A 17689-nucleotide genomic window follows, 5' to 3' on the forward strand; every position below is an offset into this window, starting at 1 on the left:
CAATAGTGGCTGCCCAAAAGACAACCATTGATTGTATATCTGATAAAGCTCACCCCGACAACGTGCGCTGTTCGCACAACGCCGTGATCGCGCGGCAGGCGTGGCGTCCAGCCGAGGCCCACGCACTCAGATGCAGAGACCGATCACCTTGATGCTGAGGTGGCAGTCCTTGGAGGCGGACGCCGGCGGCTTGGCGCCCCAGCGCGTCGCCGGCTTGGCGTCGCCTTTCGCGGATCGGGTCGCGGCCTGCGCGACGACGGCCTTGGCCTTGCTCTTCGGCCTGTCGGTCTCGTAGTCGCCCGCGATCACCATCGCCCAATAGGTCCGCTTGCCGCTGGCGTTCTTTGCGCTGGCGATGCCGACCTTGGTCGCCTTGGGAAGCAGCAGGTTCTTGCGGTGCCCCGCCGAGTTGATCCACTGCCCCAGCGTCTTGTCGAAATTGTCGTAGCCATAGGCGATGTTCTCGGCCGCACGGCCGGCCTTCGACGGAGCCACACGGCGGGTGAAGGGACCGAGCACCTCGTGGCTGAGATCGTCCTTGTCGGCCATCGCGCGCGCTTGCTCCATCGCGATGCGGTCGAGCGTCGCGTCGCGCGTCACGCGGCCTTCGCCATGCGCGAGCCGAAACGCCGAGATCTGATCGGCCGGCGCGGAGTCGCCGGCAAATGCCGCATGGGCCGACAGCGCCAGCAGCGCTGCAACCAAAACCGCGCGAAAGCCGCGCAACGTGAAACGAAGCTCCCGCATGCTAGGACACGTGCTCATCAATCCGGAGTAGGTAACGGTCGCTCGATCCCGCTTTGATCCGAAGCGACGGACGTGCTGGACCGCCGCGGAACCACCCGATATGACAATGCCGGAATTCAGTCCAATGCGGGCGGTCGATACTTCTCTATTCTATTTCGACACTTTGTGCCAAGTCGGCGCAATCGTGCCGGCGGGCGCGGCCTCCGAGATCGAGAACGTCAGCCACGTGTTCCAGCCCGACGGCCGGTTGGCGGCGTCGAACTCGCCATATCCCTTCAGCCCCAGGAACGCCTGATTGCTGCCGATCTGGAAAATATATCCGATCTGCGGGCCAACGCCGAGGACGCGCGAGCGGAAGCCGCCGAGAGCGGCGGGCTGACCGAAGTCGTCGGTAATCTGCTGATAGGCGTAGCCAACGAAACCGACGAAGACCTGCTTCGACAGGAACTGCGACACGCCCCAGTCGAGATGGAAATCGATGCCGCTCTGGTACCGGGTATCGGGATTCTTGAAATTGTAGGTCAAGCCCCCGACGGCCGAAAATTCCGTGCCGGTCACCGGGTTCAAATAAGTGTAGCCGCCGCCAAAGTCGATGGCGCCGTGACCGATGCCGATGTTGGCCAGCCGGTTCCGACTGTAGTCGCCGACGGGAATATCGCCGGCGCCGTAGACCATGGTGTTGTGGACGCCGTTATTCCACTTCAGCTTCACGGTCGGATAGAGATCTCCGTAAGAGACGAGTGCGTCTTCGAGGAATCCGGTGCGCGTGCTGACGATCGGACCGGCAACCGTCGTCAACGTACCAGCGATGCTCGCGGAATTTCTGCCGTAGACGCTGGCCAGCGTCGCCGACAACTGGCCGCCGAGTACCGGCGTCGCAAACGTGTAGGTCGGCGCGATGAACATCAGATCGGCCTGGCCGCGCAAAGCCAGATTGAGATCGATGTTGACGGTTGGAGAAAATCGTCCGACCTGGAACTCGCGCGACGCCGCGGCCGCGCCTGAGGCACCCACGCTCGTATGGTAGTAGATGGCAGCCACCGACCAGCCCGGCGTGGCAGGCGTTGCGGCGAGGCTGCCGTACAATCCCGGCAGCCAGAACGAGATGCCGCTCTCATCGGCATGGGCGACCAGAGGCGAAAAAGAAGCCACCGCGGCGGACGCGAAAACGCCGCTCAGCCACAATCGCAGGAAGCCGGACCTGCGTCCCGATCTATCGCGCTGCAATCGTAGTCCCCCCACGCTCCCATTTCAGGCGGCATGCCTGAGTTGTCGTCGACGACTACGGCTTGTAGTCGCTCATCCCCCGTCCGGTCTTGTCGTAGACGTTGAAAAACTCGTCCGACATGATCGTAGCGATGCCACTTCTGGGTACCCTCGGTCAGATCTTTCTCAAGCGTCTTGATCCGGAACTTCCACCCGAGAACCTCGGCTCCACGGTGCTTGCATTCTGCCCGACGGCCCCCCCTCAGCTTGAGGCCAGAAGGATCGTCGCCAGATTGGCTACTTGCACTGCACGCTCCTTCTCAAGGGACCGACCACTGACCTGGCGAGCACGAAGAGCGCATCAATCGGACAGTCCTTTCTTCAAAGCCGCTGCCTTGCGGGCCTGGACGGCTTCTTCATTGTCGGCCTTCTTCATACCCACTAGATCGATCGTCACCTTGCCGATCTTCCCTGTGAACTTGAACGGCACCTTGTAGGCCTCGGTAACAGGTGTGCCTTCATCGGCACCGACGTCTGCGCCTTCGTCCGCGGAGTAGAAGCAGCATTGGGTTCGTTCGATCCGGCCGGTCGCGACGGTCTTTCCGTTCACGAGGATCGTACCCACGCCACCCTTGCCCAGGCCGCCACCGTCATAAGCGAACTCAAAGCGCAGTGCGGCTTTGCCTGCCGGAAGAGCCTGCTTGGCGGTTACGGTGTATCGCTGCAGACCGAGAAAATTATACGTGTAGGTCGGCTTTCCGTCCTTCAGGTAGAAGGTCCAGCCACCGAACCGTCCGGCCTGAGCGATGATGACGCCATTGCCTCCGCCCTTCGGGATGTCCAGATCGGCGGTAATGGCGTGCGATTGGTTCTTCAGGTTGATGAAGACATTCTCCGTCATCCCGATCATGCCTTCGTAGACCGTCAGGCTGGTGCGGCCGGCCATCAGGTCGGGACGTCCGACCAGCGCCGCGTTGGTGCGCTCCAGGGTGCGGTCGTCGAGCGGCAGCACGTTGTATTTCACTGCTTCCTTCAGGAACAGCTCCTGCATCTCCTTCAGCTTGTCCGGATTTTTGGCAGCCAGATCGTTGCTCAGGCTGAAGTCCGATCGCGCATCGTAAAGCTCCCAGATATCCTGCTGGAGCGGCCGCCGCGGCTTGGTTTCCCAGGCCGCCCGGTGCACAGTGCCGGCAAGCCAGCCGTCGCTGTAGATCGCGCGGTTGCCGAAGATTTCGAAATACTGCGTCACATGCCTGCTCGGCGCCTTGGCGTCGGCAAAGCTGTAGGCCATGCTTACGCCTTCAATGGGAGTCTGGACCGTTCCATTTACGCTCTTGGGCTCAGGCAGCTTCGCTGCTTCGAGAATGGTCGGCACGATGTCGATGACGTGATGCCACTGCGGACGAAGCTCACCTTTCGCCGCGATCCCCTTCGGCCAATGGACGACCATGCCGTTGCGGGTGCCGCCATAGCTCGAGGCCACTTGCTTGGTCCAGGTAAACGGAGTGTCGCCAGCGACCGCCCAGCCGGCCGCGTAATGGCCGTAGGTGTTGGGACCGCCGAGTTCGTCATAGTGCTTCAAGACGTCCTGGACGGTTTCCTGCACTCCATTGAAATAGGTCATCTCGTTGTACAGGCCGTTCGCGCCGCCTTCGGCGCTCGCGCCGTTGTCGCCGACGATGTAGAAGATCAACGTATTGTCGAGTTGGCCCGTTGCCTTGATGGCGTCGATCAGGCGGCCGATCTCGGTGTCGGTGTATTCGCCAAATCCGGCGAATACTTCCATCTGGCGCACGAACAGCTTCTTCTCGTCAGCGCTCAGCTTGTCCCAGTCCTGGATGGCGTCCGGCTTCGGGGCGAGCTTGGTATCGGGTGGCACCACGCCGAGCTTGATCTGCCGCGCCAACGTCTCCTCACGCAGCTTGTCCCAGCCCTGATCGAACTTGCCCTTGTACTTGGCGATCCATTCTTTGGGCACCTGATGCGGGGCATGGGTGGCGCCGGGTGCAAAATACATGAAGAACGGCTTGTCCGGCGTCAGCGATTTCTCCGACCGCATCCAGTCGATCGCCTTGTCGGTCATGTCGGTCATGAAATGATAGTTCGGGTCCGTCGACGGCTCGACCTGCGTCATGCCATCGTAGATCAGCGGCGCCCATTGATTGGTTTCGCCGCCCATGAAGCCATAGAACTTGTCGAAGCCCTGGCGCGTCGGCCAGCGGTCGGTCGGGCCGGAGGGACTGACCTCCCATGCCGCGGTCTCGTGATTTTTGCCGAAATGCGCCGTGCTGTAGCCGTTCAACCGCAGCATCTCCGCGACGGACGCGACATTGTTGGGACGCTGACCGGTCTGTCCCGGGAAGGACGTCGCGGTTTCCGCGATCGAACCAAAATTGTTCATGTGATGGTTGCGGCCGCTGAGCAGCGCCGCGCGGGTCGGCGAACAAAGCGCCGTGGTGTGAAACTCGTTGTAGCGGAGACCCTCGTTGGCGAGGCGGTCGACCGTCGGCATCCTGATCGGGCCGCCAAATGCGCTCGACTGGCCGAAGCCCATGTCGTCAATGAGCACGATCAGTACATTGGGTGCACCGGCCGGCGCCTTGACTTCAAACCGCGGCGGCGGCGGCGCATCGCGCGCATCGAATACGGTGCTGTGTGGAGGGTTCGGTTCAGGAATCGGCAGAACCGATCGCTCGGTCGGCAACACAGCACTCGGCGGCGCCGACTGTTGGGCCAATGCTGGAAGCACGAGTAGCGTCGTCAACGACAGCACCGACGCAGCCAACTTCATTCGCTTCATGATCACTGCCTTTGGATGAGACAATTGACAAATGACACAATTGACACGGCTTCTCGCTGCCGGAACGATCCTGCCCGCAAACCGCGATCATCGGCGCGGGCAATGACGTTCGGCCGGCCCAACCGGCTCGCGGAGAGCGATAATTCTATAATTCTAGCGTCTGCCGACGCGATTAACCGGCCCGCCTCGATTCATCGGCGTTCCCCGCACGCGCACGCCTGGGGCCACCACGGCGCGCGCCACCGGGCGGGGCCGCAGCACGACGCCGGGCCTGACGACGCAGCCGACGGGATACTCGACATACTGACAATACACCACGGCACTTGCCCTTTCGGTGCTCGCGGCTACGAACCCCGTCACCAGCAACAGCCCTGTCAGGGCAACTGATAATTTCATCTTGGCATCCTCCCATCGGAAAGCTCATTATCGGCCCCTCCGGGAGGCACACCTTGATGCAGGTCAAGCAACCTTGGCAGACATTCCTGCATGTGCGGAGATGACCGACGGAGCAGCTTGATCGCAAGCTCACCAATTTGGGGCGTGAGGTACAAGCGTTGACACGCAGGCCGCCAAAAGCCGGCACGAAGGGACCGCGGAAGGGATCCGCCGCGGCCCCATCACCGGCTGCGCCGGCGGATCGGCTTGCGTCCGGCGAAACGGCCTTCTCCAGGCGCGCGATCTGGATAGCAGTAGCGGTCACGATCGCGCTCGTGCTGGTGGTCGGCATGGTTTTTCATCTCCTCAAGGCCGACGGACCGGCCTCCACGGCGCAGGCCTCATTCGTCGCCACCTATGTGGGCAGCGAAAGCTGCGCCGGCTGCCATCAGGCGGAAGCCAAATTATGGGATATTTCGCAGCACAAGGCCGCGATGGCGCACGCGACCGACAAGACGGTGCTCGGCGATTTCAACAAGAGCTTCGACTACTTCGGTGTGCATTCCCGCCTCTTCCGCGATGGCGGAAAATTCATGATCGAAACCGACGGGCCCGACGGCAAGCTTGCCGTGTTTGAGGTGAAGTACACGTTCGGTGTCGATCCGCTGCAACAATATCTCGTCGAATTTCCAGATGGGCGCATCCAGGCGCTGCCGATCGCATGGGACGGCCGGCCCAAGGACAAAGGCGGCCAGCGCTGGTTCCATCTCCATCCCGAAGAAGAGATCAAGCATGACGACGTCCTGCACTGGACCAAGCTGAACCAGAACTGGAACTTCATGTGCGCGGAATGCCACTCGACCGGCGTGCGCAAGCATTACGACGCCGCGACGGATCGCTTCGCGACGACATGGGCGGAAATCAGCGTCGGTTGCGAGACCTGTCACGGTCAGGGCTCCGCCCACGCCGCCTGGGCGCGTGACAAGCAACGCTGGTGGCCATTCGGCAAGCACGAGGATCCGAGCAGGGGATTGCTTGTCCGTTTCGACGAACGGCGCGGCGTCACCTGGCCGATCGATCCGCGGAGCGGAAATGCGACGCGTTCAGCCGCGCCGGCCGCGTTGCGAAAGGAGATCGAGACCTGCGGGCTATGCCACGCGCGCCGTGCCGGCTTCAGCGAGGACTGGACACCCGGTCAATCGCTGTCCCAGACCCATATTGTCGAGGCGCTGGCGCGGACCACCTATCATGCCGATGGCCAGATCCGCGATGTGGAGGAGCCCTATAACTATGCGCCGTTCAAGCAGAGCAAGATGTTTGCCGCCGGCGTGACCTGCAGCGATTGTCACGAGCCGCACGGCGCAAAGCTCCGAGTCTCCGGCGAAGGCGTTTGCCTGCAATGCCATGCGTCCGAAAAATACGCCGATGCGAAGCATCGCCATCACGCGGACGCCGATCCGGCGCCGACCTGCATGTCGTGCCACATGCCGGCGCGCACCTATATGCAGATCGACCTGCGTCACGATCACACCTTCCGCGTTCCGCGACCCGATCTTTCGGTCACGTTGGGAACCCCGAACGCCTGCAACGACTGCCACAGCGACAAGCCGGCGCAATGGGCCGCCGCCGCGATCGAGCAATGGTTCGGGTCCGACCGAAAGGGCTTCCAGACCTATGGGCCCGCGTTCCGCGCAGCACGCAGCGACCAGGCCGACGCCGCCGCGCTGCTTGGCCTTCTGGCCGCGGACAGGAACGCGCCGGCCGTGGCGCGTGCGAGCGCGCTCGGCGAACTCGCCTCGCGCATCGCTCCGGCGAACATTGCGACCGCACGGGCAGGCCTTGTCGATCCCGATCCCATGGTGCGGATCGGCGCGCTGGACATGCTGGAAAACGTGCCCGCCGGCCAGATCTGGCCGCTGGTTTCGCCGCTGCTCACCGATCCCGTGCGAGGCGTGCGGATCAGGGTCGCCTCCCTGCTCGCTTCCGTTCCGACCGCAAGCCAGCCGCTGCCCGATCGCGCACGCTTCGATCAGGCGGCACACGAATTCATCACGGCGCAGCGCGCCAATGCCGAACGGCCCGAGGCCCGCACCGCACTGGCAAACTTCCTGGCCTTGCGCGGACAGATCGGGGACGCAGAGACCGAGTACAAGGCAGCCCTCAGGCTCAGCCCGCACTATGCGGCGGCCGCCATCAATCTGGCCGACCTCTATCGCCAAATTGGCCGCGACGGCGACGGAGAAACCGTTCTGCGCGGAGCAATTGCGGCATCACCTACCGACGCGGCCGCGCATCACGCACTCGGCCTGACCTTGACCCGGCTGAAGCGGCACGACGAGGCGCTCGCCGAGTTGCGCAGAGCAACCGAACTCGAACCGGGTCGCGCTCGCTATATCTATGTCTACGCGGTGGCGCTGCATTCCGGCGGGCGAGCCGACGAGGCAATGACGGTCCTAAAGGAAGCTCTGGAAAGCCATCCCAATGATAGGGACGTGCTGTCCGCTCTGGTTTCGCTCAGCCGCGCGACAGGCGATGCAAGGGCGGCGCTGGGCTACGCCGAAAGGCTCGCAATCATGACGCCGGACGACCGGAATCTGGCGGCGTTCATCGGCGAGATCAGGCGGCAGATTGACAAGCCAAACTAAGATAGCTGGCTCTCCTGCTTGAGCTCACAAAGGGCGCCCGAGAACCTCAAATGGAGCGAGCGCGAAATCGACGCTGAAATGACCAGGGACGCAACAAAGTCGAACGGCTCCTCAATGAGATCAAGCACTGTCGGCGGATCGCAACGCAACCACCTCGATCGGGTAGACATCGATCGCCGGCTCCTCATAGGGATGCGCAGCGCGGATCGCCTGTAGCACGGCTTTCAGCCGGTCCTCGGCGCAGACGGTCTCGATGCGCTCCTCCTCGACCGTCTCGAGCTGGCCGACCGCGCCAACGGCCGGGTTGGCGCCTGCCAGCGGACGAAACCGGCCCACGCCCTTCGCGGTAAACGAACAGTGGTCGTAATTGCCGATGCGGCCGGCGCCGGCCTCGCCCATCGCGCGGCGCACGGCGTCGCCCGCCGCTTCAGGGACATAGACGACGATCTTGTAGGTCTTCATGCTGGCCTGGATCCGGACGTCGATCACACGGCCGTTACCATCGCGTCGCCGCTGGCGCAATTTTCAGCGGGTCACAACCGGTCACAATCGCGAAAGCGCCGGCGCCGGTGACCAGCCATTCCGAAACACGCCTTGTGCGACGCAGCAAACCCGATACTTATCGGTGATCTCTCCCGCATTCCCAACACCATGGAAGGCCCGCGCCTTGGCTGATACCAGTGCCGACACCATCGAGATCGTCCGCCACCGGCCGATGGGCTTCACCGAATTCGTCATCGTGGTCGCGGCGATCATGGCGCTCAATCCGCTGGCGATGGACATGATGCTGCCGGCGCTGCCGAACATCGGCGCCTCGTTCCATATCGACGTCGCCAACCGGCTACAGACGGTGCTGACGGCGTTCGTCATAGGCTTCGGTCTCGGCCAGTTCGTGATCGGCCCGCTGTCCGACAGCTTCGGCCGGCGCCCGGTGCTGATCGGCGGCATGGTGCTGTATGCGGTCGCCAGCCTGTTCGCGATCGCCGCGCCGTCCTTCGAGATGCTGCTGCTGGCGCGCGCGCTGGAAGGCCTCGGCACCGCGGCGACGCGGGTGATCGCGACCTCGATCGTGCGCGACTGCTACGCCGGCCGCCGCATGGCGAGCGTCGTCTCGCTGGCGATGATGGTGTTCATCGCCATTCCCGTGATCGCGCCGTCATTCGGCCAGGCGGTGATGCTGCTGACGCAGTGGCGCGGCATCTTCGTCGTGCTGACCTTGTACGGCATCGTCACGCTGCTGTGGACCGCCGCACGACTGCCCGAGACGCTGCCGGAGAGCGAGCGCAAGCCGTTCTCGGTCAAAGAGATCGTCGGGGCCTTCCGCAACACCCTCACCAATCGTCAGACGCTGGGCTATGCGCTCGCGGCGAGCGGCATCTTCGGCGCCGTGCTCGGCTATGTCCTGTCCTCGCAGCAACTGTTCACCGGCGTCTATCATCTCGGCCACTACTTCCCGCTCGCCTTCGCGGCGATCGCGGTGACCATCGCGGTGGCCGGCTTCCTCAACGCCCGCCTCGTCGGGCGGCTCGGCATGCGCATGATCTCGCACGGCGCGCTGGTCGGCAGCGTCGTCATCGCGCTGGCCTGCTTCAGCGCGGCGATCCTCGGCACGCTGCCGCTGTGGCTGTTCATGCTGCTGTCGGCCGGCATGATGTTCTCGTTCGGCCTGATGTTCGCGAACTTCACCGCGCTGGCGATGGAGCCGCAGCGCGCCAATGCCGGCACCGCATCTTCGCTCTACGGCTCGATCACGACCCTGCTCGGCATGGCCGCCGGCGCCGTCGTCGGCCAGGCGTTCGACGGCACGGCATTGCCGTTCGCCGCGGGCTTCCTGGCCTGCACGTCGAGCGCGCTCGTCATCGTGCTGATCACCGAGAAGGGCCGGCTGTTCCACGGCCAAGGCAAGCCGGTCTGACCGCCGCCGAGGGCCTCAAATGCACGGCCCCTGCCCGCGCTGCGGGCACAGCTTCAGCACGCTCGACAGCGTCAGCAGCAGACGCGCGCTGCGCGTCGTGTTGCCCGGCGCGCGATAGCTGAGCGGCGCGGCGACGCCGAGATCGGCGCGCCAGTCGTTCGGGAAGGTAAAGCGCACCCCGGCACCCGCCGAGGTCAGCGCCACTCCGTCGGACGGCCGGAAGCCGTCGTTCCAGGCGAGCCCGGCATCGAAGAAGCTGTAGAGCTGATAGCTCGTGAGATACTGCCAGTTCGGTTTCTGCTCGAAGCGGACCTCGAACGTGCCGGCGACGCCATTGTCGCCGCTGATCTCGGCGCTGCCATAGCCGCGGCCATAGGCGAGGCCGCCGAGATAGAACTGCTGCGAATTGTACAGCGGACCCGAGGCGAGCTGGCCGGCGGCGGCGAGCTTCAGCGACCACGCCTCGGACAAGGTCTGATAGCGCGCGAACCAGCCGTTGAAGACCGAGAAGCTCGGCGAGGCGCCGGCGCGCGACGCGAGGGGATCGTCGAGCGGCGTCGCCCCGAACGCGTTCAGGCCCTGCCGGTAGGCCAGCGTCAGGTAGCTGTCGCCGCCGACATCATCCTTCCAGCGGTAGTCGGCGGTGAAGGTCAGCGTCCGGATGCGATCGCGATACCAGATGCCGAACAGGTCGCGCTCGGTCACGTCGCTGAAGGCGGCCGCGAGATTCAGCTTCAGCGAGGCGCGCTGCGACTGGATCGGCACGAGGCCGCCGCGCAGCTCGAGCGTCTCGGTCACCGTGTTGTCGTTGAACAGCCGTCTCCGGTCGCCCGGCCGGACCTCGCTGTACAGCGCGGAGGCGCCGACATAGGCGCCGTCGGTGCCGACCGGCACCTCATAGGACAGCCGGCCGAACGCGAGCTGGCGCGGATCTCCCGGCGTCGTCGACAGGTTGGCGGTGAGCGTGTCGCCCGGCAGCAGATAGGAATTGAAGGCGGCCGTGGCGTAGTTCTGCCAGGGACCGACGGTCGACGAGCCGAGATTGTCGACGCCGGCGAAGCCGTAGAGGTGCCAGGTCTGCAGCTCGATCACCAGGCGGAACCGGCCGGTGGTGCCGCCGATCTCCTCCAGTGCGGAATCGACCAGACGGACGCCGCCGCGGCTGTTAATCAGCAGCAACTGCCGCTCCAATGTCGCGAGCCGGGACGGCTGCTCGGCCAGCACGGGGCCGAGCATCGGCCTGATGCCGAACTCTTCCGCGCCGGCGCCCTTCAAGGTCACCTCGGTGATGCTGCCTTCGATGATCTGGATGCGCACCCGGCCATCATGGATGTCCTGCGGCGGTATGATCGCACGGCTGAGATGGTAGCCGGCGGCGCGGTACTGATCGCTGATCGCGGTCGTGATCGCCGCGAGGTCGGCCTGCGACACCGGCTTGCCGAGATAGGGCTGATAGCTCGCGGCGAGCTGCTCGGCGGGCAGCGCGGACGCTCCCGTCAGCGTGACGCCGCGCATGGTGAACAAGGGCTTGCGATCGCCGCCGCCCTGGGGCGCGAATTGCGGCGCACGCGGCCGCGGCGGCGGCTGCGTCGACCGCGACTGCTGCTCGTCGAAATATCGCTCGGTCTGCCGCGGATCGAAGCTCGGCTGGCCGACCTGCTGCGCATGGGCCGTCGCTGCAAACAGCAACGCCGACAGGGAAATGCCGGCGGCGATCGCGGTTCCGTGCAGCCGTCGCGAGCCGTGCGGTACGGCCGCGAAGTCGCGCCAACCCGCAGTCCTCCCAGTTCCGTCGACACAACCAGCGCGCATGCCTCGTTTTTAGTTTGTTAAGGTCAACGAAGCGTAAATGCGTGAGGAAAACACGGCTGCAACTCCTAAGGGTCTCTTGAAACATTTCGATTAGTTTCAAAAGCCGCCAACGATGCGAGTTCGTGCCATGTCATCCAAGCGCTTCCTGATACCGGGACTGATCGCCGCGTGCCTTTTCGGTGCGATGCCGGCCGCATTCGCGGCCGACGGTGAGCCGTGGCTGGTGAGCAAATCGTCCGGTGAGGTCTGGGTCACCACCCAGGGCGCAGCGCAGGTCTCGCTCGGTCGCGAGGACCCGCTGAAGCCAGGCGATACGATCCGCACCGGGCCGACCGGCCGCGTCCGCCTGACCCGCGGCGCCGAGACGATCGTGATCGCGCCGAACTCCGAGGTCGGCCTGCCCGCCGCGCCCAAGGACGGCATGGCGACGACCATCCTGCAGCGCGCCGGCTCGATCCTGCTCGACGTCGAGAAACGCAACGTCCAGCATTTCGAGGTCGAGACGCCCTATCTCGCCGCCGTGGTCAAGGGCACGCAGTTCAGCGTCACGATCTCAGGCCGCAGCACCAAGGTCGAGGTCAGCCGCGGCCAGGTGCAGGTGTCGGATTTCAAGACCGGCCAGATCGCCCAGGTGATGCCCGGTCAGGCCGCCACCGCCTTTGCGACCGGCCGCGCCGGCCTGAGCCTGTCCGGCGCCGGCACCTTCAGCCCGATCGAGCAGGGCCGCCCGCGCGCCTCCACGATCGATCGTGTTCCGGTGCCGCGCGACGGCCTGCAGGCGCCGCGCGAGGCCAAGGGCAGCGTGATCCACGCGCTGAACGCCGACGGCTCGGCCGCGCGCCCCGGTACAACGGTCGCCGCTCAGCAGCATTCTGCGGCCGCCTTCGGCAGCGCGAAGCCCGGCGTGGTGCGGATCTCGTCATCGATCGGCGAGGTCAACCTGAACATCCAGAAGGCGACACGCGGCCTCGCCCACGGCGCCCACACGCCGGCCGCCGGTGGAGGGCGAAGCACCGCCTGGAATGAAGCGCGCGGCAACAGCGGCAATGCGACGGGCAACTCGGCCACCGCAAGCGGCACGTCGGGAGATTCCTCGATCGCAGCCGCCGTCACCGCGGCGGTCGGTTCGCCAAGCGGATCCGCCAGCGCCAATGCCGCCGGAAATGGCGACGCCGGCAACGGCAACGCCAACGGTGGCAGCCGCGGCGGCAACAATGGCGGCAATGGCAACGGCAACAACGGCCAGGGCAACAGCGGCAACGGTAACAGCGGTAACGGTAACCGCGGTAACGGAAATAGCGGCAACGGTAACGGCAACAGCGGCGACCATGACAATGGCAATCATGGCAACGGCAACGCCCACGCTTACGGCCACAGCAAGAATTAGGGAGTCCCGATCGAGCGTAACGCCTGCGTCATGCGTCGTCATGGGGGAGCGCGGGCTTGCAGGGTTCCATGGCTCTGCGGTCGGAGCGGGATGAAGTTGGGATCACGAACGCGGGCGTCGACGTGGCACGCAGACATTCGGGAGAGGGCATGCTCAGGCGGTTCATGCCGCATATTCTGGTGGTCGTTGCGCTGCTGACGGTCGGCCTGTCGGGCGGCCACGAGTTGTTGAGCAACGCCCTCGTCGACCTGCGCTTACGCCTCGACAATCGCCCCGCCAGCGGCGAGATCGCGGTGGTCGCGATCGACCCGCGCTCGATCGAAGCCATCGGCGTCTGGCCGTGGCCGCGGACCCAGCATGCGCGCCTGCTGGAGCAGTTGCAGCGGGCCGGCGTCCGCGACGTCGCCTTCGACGTGGATTTCAGCACGCCGTCCGACGCGGCCGGCGATCAGGCCTTCCTGACCGCGCTCCAGAATGCCAAGAGCTCGGTCGTGCTGCCGACCTTCAGGCAGCTCGATGCGGCGGGGAAGGACACCGCCATTCACCTCAACCGGCCGCTGCCGCAGTTCGAGCAGCTCGCATGGTCGGCCTTCGTGAACATCGAAGTGGCGCGCGATGGCCGCGTCAGAAGCTACGCTTTCGGCGAATATAGCGAGACCGCCGGCGCGAAAACCTTCCTGCAATCCATGGGTGCGTTCCTCGCCGGCAGCGATGCTGTCAAGGACAGCTCTTTCCTGGTCGACTACGGCATCGATCTGTCGTCGCTGCCGCGGGTGTCGTATGTCGATGTCGTCCGCGGCGACGCGGCGGCGCTGTCCAGGCTCAAGGACAAGCGGGTGATCGTCGGCGCGACCGCCATCGAGCTCGGTGACTACTACAGCGTGCCGAACGGCCGCGTTCTGCCCGGCGTCATGCTGCAGGCGCTGGCGGCCGAGTCCATCATTCAGCACCGCACCCTGCTGTCGACGTCGACGACGGCCGCCGTAGGCGGCCTGCTGCTGATCGTCATCATCATGCTGGCGAGCTGGCGGCACCTCTCGGCGGCGCGGCGCGCACTGCTGATCGCCATGATCAGCGTCCTGATCGAGGCCGTGGCGCTGCTGCTGCACGACCGCTACGCCCTGGTGCTCGACACCTCGCTGCTGCAGATCGCGCTGGTCGCCTATCTCGCTGCCACGGCCCTCGACGAGATCGACTTCCGCGGCCTGCTGCGGCACGTCGCCGAGAGCCGTTTCGAGCGAATCGCGATGTCGATCGGCGACGGGCTGGTCTGTACCGACCGCGACCGGCGCATCACGGTGTGGAATCCGGGAGCTGTCGCGATCTTCGGCTACGGTGCCGACGAGATCATCGGCCAGCCCTTCGCGCGCCTGCGCGCCGACGGCAGCGATACGCATGACCTGTTTCCGCAGCAGGAGGCGGCGCTGCCGGCGACGTTGCTGCCCGGCGGAGCCACGATCGAGTTCGACGGCCGCCGCAAGGACGGCGAGGTGTTTCCGGTCGAGGCGAGCTTCTCCGCCTGGCAGGGCGCCGACGGCCTGCAATATGGCGTGATCCTGCGCGACGTCTCGGTGCGCAAGCGCAAGGCGGAGCGCATTCGTTACCTCGCCGAGCACGACACGCTGACCGGCCTGGTCAACCGCAACACGCTGCAGAGCGAGCTCGCCGCCATGATCGAGACCGCGGATGCCGCGGCCGACCAGGTCGCGCTGCTGGTGATCGGGCTCGATGCCTTCCAGCGCATCAACGACACGCTTGGCCATGCCTACGGCGACAGTGTCTTGCGCGCGGCGGCCGACCGGCTCCGCACCGAGATCGGCGGCATGGGCCGCGTCGCCCGGCTCAGCGGCGACGAGTTCGCCGTCGCCATTCCCTGCTCGGCCGTCGGCGGCACCGTGGCCGAGCTCGCCGATCATCTGTCGCATTTGTTCGAGGCGCCGCTGGACGCGGGCACGCGCCAACAGCGCGTCAAGGTCACCCTCGGCATCGCGGTGCATCCCGAGGGCGGGCACTCGGCAGACGAGCTGCTCAGCAATGCCCACCTTGCCCTCTGTCGCGCCAAGATGGACCGGCGGGGCAGCCACGTGCTGTTCGAGAGCGCCATCCGCCACGAGCTCGAGCAGAGATTGACGCTGGAGGCCGAGCTTGCGCTCGCCGTCGAGCGGAACGAATTCGAGCTGTTCTACCAGCCGCAAGTGGAGCTGTTGAGCGGCCGCGTGATCGGCGCCGAGGCGCTGATCCGCTGGCGCCACCCGACGCGCGGCCTCGTGCCTCCCGGTGATTTCATTCCGGTCGTCAACACCTCGCATCTGTCCGAGGCGGTCGCGACCTGGGTCATGGCGACCGCCTGCCGGCAGGCGCGGGAGTGGCAGCTCGCCGGCCACGACATCCGCGTCGGCGTCAACCTCTCGCCGTCCCAGTTCCAGTCCGGCGACCTCGCGGCCTTCGTCAGCAAGCTGCTCACGTCGACCGGCCTGTCGCCGCGCCTGCTCGAGCTCGAAGTCACCGAGGACATCCTGCTGCACGACGAACCCGGCGTGCTGCAGACGTTCAACCGGCTGCAGGCGCTCGGCGTCAGCCTGGTGTTCGACGATTTCGGCACCGGCTATGCGAGCCTGAGCTACCTGAAGAAATTCCCGCTCGACGGCCTGAAGATCGACCGCTCCTTCGTGCGCGACGTGCTGACCCAGGCCGACGACGCGGCCATCGTCGGCTCGACGGTCAGCCTGAGCAAGCAGCTCGGGCTGTCCGTGATCGCCGAGGGCATCGAGAACGCGGCGACGGCCGAGTTCCTGCTGCGGCTCGGCTGCGAGCAGGGCCAAGGCTATCACTTCGGCAAGCCGATGCCGGCGGCGGATTTCACGCAGCGATTCCTCGCGGTGGACGACGAGATGCGCCAAGCCGGCGCGGCGTGAGGCTCAGGTCTCACGCTCGAAGCTAACGCAGGTCAACCGCTCTCTCCGCCGTCATTCCGGGGCGCGCGCAGCGCGAGCCCGGAATCCATCGCCACAGGCGGTCGTTGGTGACAACGGCGCGCTGTTGCACGGACCTTGCTCCCTCGCAGGCGATCGGGGTTATGGATTCCGGGCTCGCGCTGCGCGCGCCCCGGAATGACGAGAGAGTGCAGGTGCATCTCGGCTTCTCGCCTCAGCCCGCGCCTTACGCCCTCACCCTTTCTTCCCGCCCTTGGCTTCGCTCTCGAGCGCCTTGCGCACCGCCTTGAACTCCTCGCGCGAGCCGGCATCGACGCGCGGGAAGTGCAGATCCAGGCTTTCCAGCGCGGCGACGATGGTCGAGCCGATGACGACACGGGCGAACCATTTGTGGTCGGCCGGAACGACGTGCCACGGCGCGTAGGGCGTCGAGGTGTGGCGCACGATGTCCTGATAGACCGCCTGGTAGCGATGCCACTTCGCGCGCTCGGTGATGTCGCCCATCGAGAACTTCCAGTTCTTCGCCGGCTCCTCCAGCCGGTCGAGGAAGCGCGCGCGCTGCTCCTCCTTGGAGATGTTGAGGAAGAACTTCAGGATCACGGTGCCGTTGCGCGACAAGTAACGCTCGAAGGCGCAGATGTCCTCGAAGCGCTCGCGCCAGATGTTCTTGGTGACCAGCCTCGGCGGCAGCTTCTCGGCCTTGAGGATCTCCGGATGCACCCGCGTGACCAGGCATTCCTCGTAGTAGGAACGGTTGAAGATGCCGATGCGGCCACGCTCGGGGAGCGCGATGGCGCTGCGCCACATGAAGTCGTGGTCCAGCTCCTTGGAGGTCGGCTGCTTGAACGAGGTGACCTCGCAGCCCTGCGGATTGACGCCCTCGAAGATGCTCTTGATCGCGCTGTCCTTGCCGGAGGCGTCCATGCCCTGCAGCAGCACCAGCACCGACCAGCGGTCCTGTGCATAAAGCCTTTCCTGAAAATCGGCGAGCCGCGTCCGATTCTGCTCGATGATCGCCTCGCCCTCCTCCTTGGCGAGGCCGCCCTTGACCTTGGTCTTGTGCGATTTGAGGTGAAACTTGTGCCCGCCATCGATCCGGAACGGCGAGATGAAACCATCGAGCTCATCGGCCAGCGTGCGCGGTTTCTTGCTCATGAGGACGGCTCTCCGGGGCTGAATTGCGTTTCGAGGAAGGCGGTCACGAAGCGCGGCATCGCCGCAGTCAGATCATTCCGGCTTCGAACCAGCCGTATCGAGCATAGTTCCGGCTCGTCCTGAGCCGCGAGGTTGGCCTCGATGCGGCGCTGCAGAGCCTCGCCCATGTCAGAGGCGTCGAGCACGCGCATCAGCGCGATCGACGCGCCGGTCACGACACAGTCCCAATGCGCCGCGGCCTGATAGTCCGATGGCGCGAGTCCCGTCTCCTCCTCGACCTCTCGCGCGACGTTGGCGGCGAGATCGAGCACGCCGTCGCTGACGTCGGCGAGATCCGGCGTGCCGGCGGGAAAATACAGCCGGCCGGCATTGGCGGTATGCGCGCCCATCTCGCCGAGCACGAAGGCGCCGTCGGCGGCACGCAGCGCGCCCATGCCGAAGCCGTTGAAGGCGGTGCGATCCGGAAAGCCCCAGTCGCGCCACGCCAGCAGGCTGGCGAAATCGGTCTCGAAATAGCTCGCGGTGAACCGGCTATCCGCGAAGCGCGGGTTGCGCCCGAGCAGCACGCGGCCGTTCCACAGCCCCGGCCTGGCGCGCTGGCATTCGGCGAAATGCGCCGCGATGTCGTCGCGGCGCTGTTTCGCGAACGGCCAGTCCCACGGCTCGACCTTGAGGTCGAGCGTGGTGACGCGGTGGATGACGACGTCCGTCATC

General features: G+C 65.4%; 13 protein-coding genes. 5 read left to right on the forward strand and 8 right to left on the reverse strand.

What is annotated here, in order from left to right; genetic code table 11:
- Positions 1–126: 126 nt before the first annotated feature.
- The 3 genes from QX073_RS18075 to QX073_RS18085 form a co-directional block, all read right to left on the reverse strand.
- The gene (locus tag QX073_RS18075) at positions 127–747 is read right to left on the reverse strand and encodes a CAP domain-containing protein (RefSeq protein WP_315752762.1); all 621 of its coding nucleotides are present in this window, start codon (positions 745–747) and stop codon (positions 127–129) included.
- Positions 748–897: 150 nt separating this feature from the next.
- The gene (locus QX073_RS18080; protein ID WP_316169779.1) at positions 898–1899 is read right to left on the reverse strand and encodes a transporter; all 1002 of its coding nucleotides are present in this window, start codon (positions 1897–1899) and stop codon (positions 898–900) included.
- Between the two features lie 415 nt (positions 1900–2314).
- Positions 2315–4522, reverse strand: coding sequence for an arylsulfatase (locus QX073_RS18085; RefSeq protein WP_316169780.1), 2208 nt, complete (start codon positions 4520–4522; stop codon positions 2315–2317).
- Here QX073_RS18085 and QX073_RS18090 point away from each other — a divergent pair.
- Complete coding sequence (locus QX073_RS18090) at positions 4515–4772, forward strand: hypothetical protein (protein WP_315752759.1); 258 nt, start codon at positions 4515–4517, stop codon at positions 4770–4772. The genes QX073_RS18085 and QX073_RS18090 overlap by 8 nt on opposite strands.
- A 134-nt stretch (positions 4773–4906) precedes the next feature.
- On the opposite strand, the gene QX073_RS18095 is transcribed toward QX073_RS18090, so the two are convergent.
- Positions 4907–5149, reverse strand: coding sequence for a hypothetical protein (locus QX073_RS18095; RefSeq protein WP_315713314.1), 243 nt, complete (start codon positions 5147–5149; stop codon positions 4907–4909).
- A gap of 329 nt (positions 5150–5478) precedes the next feature.
- Here QX073_RS18095 and QX073_RS18100 point away from each other — a divergent pair, with 329 nt between their 5' ends.
- A complete protein-coding gene (locus QX073_RS18100) occupies positions 5479–7773 on the forward strand; it encodes a tetratricopeptide repeat protein (protein WP_315752758.1) in 2295 nt (764 codons plus the stop codon).
- A 120-nt stretch (positions 7774–7893) separates the two neighbouring features.
- On the opposite strand, the gene QX073_RS18105 is transcribed toward QX073_RS18100, so the two are convergent.
- On the reverse strand, positions 7894–8235 hold the full coding sequence (locus QX073_RS18105) for a YqfO family protein (protein WP_315713316.1): 342 nt from the start codon (positions 8233–8235) through the stop codon (positions 7894–7896).
- Positions 8236–8440: 205 nt separating this feature from the next.
- Between QX073_RS18105 and QX073_RS18110 the strand changes: the two genes are divergently transcribed.
- A complete protein-coding gene (locus tag QX073_RS18110) occupies positions 8441–9688 on the forward strand; it encodes a multidrug effflux MFS transporter (protein ID WP_316174216.1) in 1248 nt (415 codons plus the stop codon).
- Between the two features lie 15 nt (positions 9689–9703).
- On the opposite strand, the gene QX073_RS18115 is transcribed toward QX073_RS18110, so the two are convergent.
- Positions 9704–11500, reverse strand: a complete 1797-nt coding sequence (locus QX073_RS18115) for a ShlB/FhaC/HecB family hemolysin secretion/activation protein (protein ID WP_316174218.1) — start codon at positions 11498–11500, stop codon at positions 9704–9706.
- Between the two features lie 127 nt (positions 11501–11627).
- Here QX073_RS18115 and QX073_RS18120 point away from each other — a divergent pair, with 127 nt between their 5' ends.
- Together QX073_RS18120 and QX073_RS18125 are read left to right on the forward strand one after the other, a co-directional pair.
- A complete protein-coding gene (locus QX073_RS18120) occupies positions 11628–12887 on the forward strand; it encodes a FecR family protein (RefSeq protein ID WP_316165999.1) in 1260 nt (419 codons plus the stop codon).
- 149 nt (positions 12888–13036) lie between these two features.
- Positions 13037–15802, forward strand: coding sequence for an EAL domain-containing protein (locus tag QX073_RS18125; RefSeq protein ID WP_315713321.1), 2766 nt, complete (start codon positions 13037–13039; stop codon positions 15800–15802).
- Positions 15803–16054: 252 nt separating this feature from the next.
- On the opposite strand, the gene QX073_RS18130 is transcribed toward QX073_RS18125, so the two are convergent.
- Entirely contained in the window at positions 16055–16975 is a 921-nt protein-coding gene (locus tag QX073_RS18130; RefSeq protein WP_315713323.1) for a polyphosphate kinase 2 family protein, read from the reverse strand.
- On the reverse strand, positions 16972–17688 hold the full coding sequence (locus QX073_RS18135; protein ID WP_315713325.1) for an NUDIX hydrolase: 717 nt from the start codon (positions 17686–17688) through the stop codon (positions 16972–16974). The genes QX073_RS18130 and QX073_RS18135 overlap by 4 nt, the downstream gene beginning before the upstream one ends.
- Position 17689 lies beyond the last annotated feature (1 nt).

It is taken from the genome of Bradyrhizobium sp. SZCCHNS3052 (genome assembly GCF_032484495.1).
Lineage (GTDB): Bacteria > Pseudomonadota > Alphaproteobacteria > Rhizobiales > Xanthobacteraceae > Bradyrhizobium.

What these genes read in the sequence shown, in the direction of transcription:
- QX073_RS18075 (WP_315752762.1), bottom strand. Translation starts at nt 747, where the DNA reads ATGCGGGAGCTTCGTTTCACGTTGCGCGGCTTTCGCGCGGTTTTGGTT.
- QX073_RS18090 (WP_315752759.1), top strand. Translation starts at nt 4,515, where the DNA reads ATGAGCACGATCAGTACATTGGGTGCACCGGCCGGCGCCTTGACTTCA.
- QX073_RS18095 (WP_315713314.1), bottom strand. Translation starts at nt 5,149, where the DNA reads ATGAAATTATCAGTTGCCCTGACAGGGCTGTTGCTGGTGACGGGGTTC.
- QX073_RS18100 (WP_315752758.1), top strand. Translation starts at nt 5,479, where the DNA reads ATGGTTTTTCATCTCCTCAAGGCCGACGGACCGGCCTCCACGGCGCAG.
- QX073_RS18105 (WP_315713316.1), bottom strand. Translation starts at nt 8,235, where the DNA reads ATGAAGACCTACAAGATCGTCGTCTATGTCCCTGAAGCGGCGGGCGAC.
- QX073_RS18115 (WP_316174218.1), bottom strand. Translation starts at nt 11,500, where the DNA reads ATGCGCGCTGGTTGTGTCGACGGAACTGGGAGGACTGCGGGTTGGCGC.
- QX073_RS18120 (WP_316165999.1), top strand. Translation starts at nt 11,628, where the DNA reads ATGTCATCCAAGCGCTTCCTGATACCGGGACTGATCGCCGCGTGCCTT.
- QX073_RS18125 (WP_315713321.1), top strand. Translation starts at nt 13,037, where the DNA reads ATGCTCAGGCGGTTCATGCCGCATATTCTGGTGGTCGTTGCGCTGCTG.
- QX073_RS18130 (WP_315713323.1), bottom strand. Translation starts at nt 16,975, where the DNA reads ATGAGCAAGAAACCGCGCACGCTGGCCGATGAGCTCGATGGTTTCATC.
- QX073_RS18135 (WP_315713325.1), bottom strand. Translation starts at nt 17,688, where the DNA reads ATGACGGACGTCGTCATCCACCGCGTCACCACGCTCGACCTCAAGGTC.